Source organism: Actinoallomurus rhizosphaericola, assembly GCF_024055675.1.
Taxonomy (GTDB): domain Bacteria; phylum Actinomycetota; class Actinomycetes; order Streptosporangiales; family Streptosporangiaceae; genus Actinoallomurus; species Actinoallomurus soli.
Genome location: NZ_JAMXMW010000042.1, coordinates 1 through 6,931, shown reverse-complemented (window position 1 = coordinate 6,931; position 6,931 = coordinate 1). Strand labels below are relative to the sequence as shown.

The window sequence follows — 6,931 nt, the reverse complement described above, 5'->3', positions numbered from 1 at the left end:
CCACCCCGCCATCACCCCCGCCGACCACCGCTACGCCTCGGCCGCCGACCTCCTCGCCTCGACCGACACACCACCAGAGCATCCCGGCCCCGGAAAACCAGCATGTTGATTCTTGGCGGCCACGATGCACGACGCATTGCTGGACGGTGGCCTGGGGCCAGATCTGGTTGATCGCCTCGGGCAGGCCCTTCAGCCCGTCGCAGCAGGCGATGCACACATCGGCGATGCCGCGGTTCTTCAGCTCGGCCAGCACGCCCATCCAGTGCTTGGCGCCTTCGCCGCCGGTGCCCATCCACAGGCCCAGCACGTCGCGTTCGCCGTGGCAGTTGATGCCCACGGCGACGTAGGTGAACGGTCATCAGGTGAGTGCGGCGCGTTTGACGATGCGCAGGACGGGGGCGGTCTGGATGGTCTGGATACCGGGAAGGGAGCCGACATGGCCGGTGATGAAGTCGTAGAGGGTATCCGAGCCGGTGCAGAAGGCGGTGGCCATGAGGTTGGTGGGACCGGTCGTGGCGGCGGCGTAGGCGATCTGGGGATGCCGGGCGAGGGCGGTTCCCGCAGCGTCGAGGGCGGCCGGGTTGACGGAGATCCACAGGATGGTGTGGCTGGAGTAGCCCAGCAGATGCTCGTCGAAGTCGACGCCGAAGTAGAGGGCTCCGCTGGCTCTCAGGCGGGCGATGCGGCGGCGGACGGTCGACTCGTGCCAGCCGGTGCTCGCGGACAGCGCGGCATGGTGCATGCGGCCGTCGTGGGCCAACTCGCTCAGCAGCAGCCGGTCGCCGTCGTCGAGGTCAAAGGGTTCCGGGTCCGATGGCGGCGGGGTGAGCCGGGCGACCTGCTCGGGAGTCAGCGAGGAGATCGGCGCGTGCCAGGCGGCCGTGCCGCCGCGGAACAGGCGCAGCACCTGGTGTGCGGCGATCGAGGTCACCTGGCGGGTAGCGGGGAGTTCGTCCAGCAGGAACTTATCGCGGGCCCGCTGGTCGGGCGTCTGTATGTGGCAGACGATCTCGGTGCCGCCGGAGGCCAGGCGAATCCGGTAGGCGTCGGACCGCCGGGCGAGGGCCTGGGCGACCGGGAGTGTGGCGCGTGGGGCGCACCGCAACCGCATCACCCACTCCTCGACGTGCCCCAGGTAGCGGGAATCGAGGCGGCCCACGACCCGGACCGCCCCGGTCTCGCGGAGCCTCCGGTAGCGGCGGGCAACCGTCTGCTCGGAGACGTCGAGCACTCCGGCGATCCGACGGAAGGACGCGCGACCGTCGACGTAGAGGGCGTGAACGAGCTGAAGGTCGAGGATTTCCACGGTCGTCAGCGTATGCAGCGTCGAAAATCGGCGGGTATGAGGCGGCGGCTGGAGCGTCGGCGAGGTCCGACCGCAGAGTTGGGGCATGACCGCATTTCGTGATCTTCGGCAGTACATCGAGCACCTGACCGAGACCCTGGGCGAGGACGAGGTACGCCGCGTCGAGGGGGCTGACTGGGACCTGGAGATCGGTGCCATCACCGAGCTGCTGGCCGAGCGTGAGGGGCCGGCGCTGCTCTTCGATGACATCCCCGGCTACCCGACCGGCTTCCGGGTGTTCACCAACTTCATGGGCACCGCGGCCCGCTGCGCCGTGGCGCTGGGCCTGCCCGCCGACACGCCGAAGCTGGACATCGTCCGGGCCTGGAAGGACATGAGTCGCGACCTGCGGCTCGTCTCGCCGGTCGAGGTCGCCACCGGGCGGGTCCTGGAGAATGTGCTGGAAGGCGACGCCGTCGACCTGACGAGCTTCCCGACGCCGCGCTGGCACGACGGCGACGGTGGCCGCTACATCGGCACCGCCTGCATGGTCATCACTCGCGATCCTGACAGCGGCTGGGTCAACGTGGGCACCTATCGGGCCTGTGTCCAGGGCAAGGACCGGCTGTCTCTGTGGATGCTGGGCAACCGGCACGCGCGGGCGATCGCTCACAAGTACTGGGACCGCGGTCAGGCCTGCCCGATCGCTGTCGTCGTGGGGCAGGACCCGATCCTGTCGACCGCCGCCGCGATGGCCGCTCCTGCCGGGGTGTCGGAGTACGACCTGGCCGGTGGCCTGCGGGGTGAGGGCGTCGAGGTGCTGCACGCGCCCGGCACCGACCTGCCCGTCCCGGCGGACGCGGAGATCGTGATCGTGGGCGAGATGCCACCACTGGAGGAGGAGTCGGTCCTGGAGGGTCCTTTCGGGGAGTGGACGGGCTACTACACTCACAGCGGCCAGGAGACCGTGGTGCGGGTGCGGCAAATCCTGCACCGTGACGACCCGATCATCCTCGGCGCGCCGCCCATGCTTCCGACCATCCCGGCGGGCGACCAAGCGGTGCCGCTCTACTCCTCCACCGTCACCTGGGACCACCTCGAGCAGGCCGGGGTCCAAAACATCCGCGGCGTGTGGGGCTATGCCCGGCAGCTCATGATGGTCATCTCCATCGAGCAGACCGGTGCGGGTGACGCCATGCACGCGCTGCTGGCCGCCGCCGGGCGCAAGCGCACCGGCGGCATGGAGCGCTACTTCGTCGTGGTCGACGAGGACATCGACATCACCGACGTCAACCACGTGCTGTGGGCGATGTTCACCCGTGTGGACCCGTCGGAGTCGATCCACGTCCTGCGTTCGCCGACGACCGCCATCGACCCCCGTCTGTCGCCGGCCAAGCGGGCGGCAGGCGACCTGTCCATGGGAATCGTGCTCATCGACGCCTGCAAGCCGTTCCCCTGGAAGGACCAGTACCCACGTGCCAACCGGGTCGACGAGGCATACCGCGCCCAGCTCCGCGAGCGCTGGAAGGCCACCCTTCCCCTCTGACCCCTCCCTCACCCGCCACTCGCCACCGAAGGTCCAGTGCCGGCGGAACCCTGCCGATAAGGAGGACGGCGTGACGAACGTGTCCGAAGACGTGGCCCGTCTGCTGGCGGGCGGGCCGCCGGTTGACGCCGACGAGCAGGCGTTTCCGCTGCTCACCGTGGACGAGAACGGCTACCCGCACACGGCGTTGCTGTCTCGTGCCGAGCTCGAACCGGCTGCCGATCGGACGGCGCTGTTCGCGGTCGTGGCGAGTCCCGGCACCCGGGCCAACCTGCGACGGCACCCGCACGCCGCGTTGCTAGCCGTGGACAGGACGGTCTGCCATCACCTCAAACTCCTGATGGTCCGGTCGCTGGCCGTCGGGGATGTCCTGGGCTGCGTGTTCACCGTCACACACCACAAACGCGACAGCCTGGGCATCCCCCTGAGCCCGCTTGGGTTCCGTACGACCGCGCACCTCGCCGAACTCGAACACTGGCGGCTCAACGCCAACGTCCTCACCACGCTCCAGCGGAAAGGCCCCGCATGACCCGCATCATCGTTGGAATGTCCGGGGCCACCGGCGCACCCTTCGGCGTGCGGCTGTTGGAGGCGCTGCGCGACATCCCTCAGGTCGAGAGCCACCTCATCCTGAGCGCTTGGGCCCGTACCACCATCGAACTGGAGACCGCTCACACCGTACGACAGGTCATCGACCTGGCCGACGTCCACCACAAGCCCGGCGAACAGGGCTCGGTCCTGTCGTCCGGTTCGTTCCGAACCGACGGCATGGTCGTCGTGCCGTGCAGCATGAAAACACTCGCCGCGATCCGCACCGGCTACGCCGACAACCTCATCACCAGGGCGGCCGACGTCGTCCTGAAGGAGCGCCGCCGCCTGGTCCTGGTCCCCCGGGAGACGCCGCTCAGCGAGATCCATCTGGACAACATGCTGGCCCTCAGTCGCATGGGCGTCCAGATCCTCCCCCCGATGCCCGCCTTCTACAACAAACCCCAGAGCATCGACGACCTCGTCGACCACACCGTGGCCAGGATCCTCGACCAGTTCGACCTCCCCGCGCCCGCCGCCCGCCGCTGGCACGGCTTGAACCACGCACGCCACCAGCCCCCTCCTCCACCCCCCGCGGTCATCGACCCCGACGGCCCGGTGACCAGCGGAACCCGTCGGTCATGACCCCGGGCGCGCAGAACCTGCCGCAGGAGATTCAGCACGGACTGATCCACCACGCGCTCCTCGACCGCTTTCCCGGTACCCCGACCTCTCCGCCGCCGTCTCACGCGAAAGTGTCGAGGTCGCCCGGTGCACGGTGGAACGGCTGATGCGCGAATTGGGCATTGCCGGAGTATGCGCGGCCCGCAAACGGCCCCGGACCACGGTGGCGGGTGCCGATCGGCCAGGTGACCTGCTGGAACGAGACTTCACCGCGGACGCTCCGCATCGCCGCTGGGCCGCGGACATCACCTATGTCGACACCACTGCCGGGTGGGTTTATGCCGCGTTCGCGCAGGATTTGTTCTCCCGGGTGATCGTCGGGTGGCAGGTGGCCGATCATCTGGGTGCGGATCTGGCGCTGGACGCGCTGGAAATGGCGATCTGGTCGCGTGGCGGCATTGGCGACCGCCTGGTTCATCATAGTGATCGCGGTGTGCAATATACCTCGATCCGGTACGCCGAGCGCCTGGACCAGATCGGTGCCGCCGGCTCGGTCGGCAGCAAGGGAGATTCCTACGACAATGCCGCCGCTGAATCGCTCAACAGTCTCTACAAGAAAGGGCTCATCGATTTCCGTGGCGACTGGAGAGACGTCATGGATGTGGCGATAGCCACTATGGAATGGGTGGCATGGCACAACACCGAAAGGATGCATTATTATTGCGGGAACATTCTCCCGCGCGAATACGAGGAAGCGTTCCACCGGTCACGCGGGGCTACACCCCTGGCCGGCTGAGAACCAAGCGATCCGGCCTCCAGCTTCGCCGGGGCGGTCCAGCTACGCTCAGCACCAGCCCCGCGCGCGGTTGGAGCCAACCACTGAGGTCTCCATAGAACCCGGGGGGATTCACAGCAGCAGTCGTCGCCTCCGCGATCGCGCACGTCAACGCAGAGTTTCGCCTCGGCTTCCTCCAGGCCCCGCCTCACGACGACGCCCGTGCCTCCGGCTCGGAGTTAGCGCCACCTCATCCTCCAGCGGACCTTTCACTGCCAAGCGATCGCCCACGCTGGGTGCGAGCTCGGCGGCCCCATCTCGCAGAGGGTGGGCCGCCGAGCTTGCGGAGGACCGTACGCTCGTGACGGATACGACCGAGCCGACGTAAGGGGTGGTCGAGCATGGTTAACCGCAGGAGGCGCCGCGCGTTCGAACGTGTCCATACCCGTATGGCGTCCATGCTGCAGGCGCTGTGAGGAAGCCATTCCGATGAACGGGTACCCGGATCTGGCCGGTCAGTCGATGATCCGGGCGGCAGGGGAGGCATGACGGCCGAGGACCTTCGAGCCCGAGGCGTCGAGCCAGACATGACGCCTCCGGACGCTAGGACCGGTTTATGAATGAACGATCTCGCATGGCTCGCCCGGCAGGTACGTCCAAGCGTTGCATAGTGCGGCATAGTTGCCGAAATCGTGATACGGATTCGCGTAAACATACAATTGTCCTGCGGTGCAGACCGTATTGCTGGTGGCCACCACAGAACCGGCTACCATGTATACGGCGTAGGTGCACGCACCGTTGGCGTTCATGGCGCTGGTGTCCCAGTTCGAGACATACAGTCCGTTGCCGAAAACGTAGGTGCACACGCTTCCGACGCAGTTTGAGCCGGCGTCGGTGTGAACTCCACCGGTCCTCACCTGGATCTTCGTACCGTCTGGAAACGGCATGTTCGGGTGGATGCCCGCCCTGGCCAGGTCGGCGGTGCTCAGCCCACGCCAGTCACCCGAATTGATGCGGTGTGCGAGGCTCGCTGGCACCACGTGCTTGGTGCCCTGAACGTTGACGATTCCGGTGGTCGCGCTCGCAGACGTCGCCGCGCCTGCCGGCACAGCTGGAACCGTCAGACCAACGAACGCGGCGATAGTCATTACGGCAGCCTTACGGGAAATTTTCACGAACTCCATCTCCTTTTTATCGGGAGGCCTAACCTGCGCTAGCGCCATCTCTGATCCTCTCGGGAGGCGCTGGCGCAAATACGTCTTTGGACTTGCTGTCAAGTGCGCCGAATTTACCTGCACCTCCTCATGTTTTGCGATAAGCGCGCCGACCTGCGGACGAACTCCGTACCGACGGCGTTGGCCAGCCGTGCGACCAACTTCTCGGGTGGTACGTGAACGCCCGTCACTTGTGGCCTCTCCCTGCTTCCGGATGTGTTCCGTCGGCCGTGTGTCGCGTTTGCATTCAACATCGCTTTACGTTGATCAGTCAACAGGTGATCCGGTTGCGAATCGCGTATCAGCTCACTCCGGCGTGCCGGGCAGGTCCTGAAGACGCGACGCCACAATGTGTTCAGTCTCGCGACGTCGGCTTCGGACGGCCGATCAGGAAACAACCTGTGCACACCCCCGGAAGTGCACGTCCATCGCCTGCGCCGGCCGCCGCTCGCCCCCGGGGACAACATCGCCTACACGTCAGCAGGCCGCGTCAGGCCAGCAGCTGCGCTTCCGTCAGATGGGGGGCCTCCCGCTCCGCCGCAGGCTTCGGTTTCGTCACGATCCTGCCGCGCATCCGGGCCCGCTGCCGGTGGGCGGCCGAACAGTACGTTGCGGGTCACCCGGTGTTTTGCGAGGGAATTCGGCCCCCGCGGGTACCGCAGGAGCCAACGACCGGCTGTGACATGGCGCCTCCCGAAAGTCGTTACGAAACACGTCAGGCCTCTAGGGCCTGTCTCGAAGTGAGTGGAGCCATTCGTTGATGGCGGTGATGTGGATGGTGGCCTCGTAGCGGACGGCGAGCTTGATGCCCCTATGGATGTCAAGCGACGGCTTGTTGTGTGCGGGCTTGGGGGTCGGGTCTGGTGATGATCTGGTAGATCTCGCGGGCGACGTAGCGTTTGAGGCAGCGGATTGCTTCGCGGCGGGTCTTGCCTTCGGTCTGGCGTTTGGCCACGTAG

Annotated in this window: 5 protein-coding genes and 2 pseudogenes; 4 read left to right on the top strand and 3 right to left on the bottom strand. The window is 66.8% G+C overall.

The annotated features are described in order from the left end of the window. Positions 1-124 precede the first annotated feature (124 nt). Positions 125-346 (bottom strand): annotated as a pseudogene (locus NE234_RS46290) (transposase); the annotation flags it as partial. 12 nt (positions 347-358) lie between these two features. Then, on the bottom strand, positions 359-1,306 hold the full coding sequence (locus tag NE234_RS43905; protein ID WP_252787116.1) for an Lrp/AsnC family transcriptional regulator: 948 nt from the start codon (positions 1,304-1,306) through the stop codon (positions 359-361). A gap of 85 nt (positions 1,307-1,391) precedes the next feature. Between NE234_RS43905 and NE234_RS43900 the strand changes: the two genes are divergently transcribed. The 4 genes and pseudogenes from NE234_RS43900 to NE234_RS43885 all read left to right on the top strand — a co-directional run. Then, positions 1,392-2,831: a UbiD family decarboxylase gene (locus NE234_RS43900; protein ID WP_252787115.1), complete on the top strand. Its 1,440-nt coding sequence runs from the start codon at positions 1,392-1,394 to the stop codon at positions 2,829-2,831. Between the two features lie 70 nt (positions 2,832-2,901). Beyond that, positions 2,902-3,360 carry a pyridoxamine 5'-phosphate oxidase family protein gene (locus NE234_RS43895; RefSeq protein WP_252787114.1) on the top strand — a complete coding sequence of 153 codons (459 nt, stop codon included), beginning with the start codon at positions 2,902-2,904 and terminating at the stop codon, positions 3,358-3,360. After that, positions 3,357-4,004 carry a non-oxidative hydroxyarylic acid decarboxylases subunit B gene (locus tag NE234_RS43890; RefSeq protein WP_256530343.1) on the top strand — a complete coding sequence of 216 codons (648 nt, stop codon included), beginning with the start codon at positions 3,357-3,359 and terminating at the stop codon, positions 4,002-4,004. The genes NE234_RS43895 and NE234_RS43890 overlap by 4 nt, the downstream gene beginning before the upstream one ends. An 88-nt stretch (positions 4,005-4,092) precedes the next feature. Continuing rightward, positions 4,093-4,779: pseudogene (locus NE234_RS43885) on the top strand (IS3 family transposase); the annotation flags it as partial. A 593-nt stretch (positions 4,780-5,372) separates the two neighbouring features. Here NE234_RS43885 and NE234_RS43880 read toward each other — a convergent pair. Then, on the bottom strand, positions 5,373-5,981 hold the full coding sequence (locus NE234_RS43880; RefSeq protein WP_252787111.1) for a hypothetical protein: 609 nt from the start codon (positions 5,979-5,981) through the stop codon (positions 5,373-5,375). Positions 5,982-6,931: the final 950 nt, after the last annotated feature.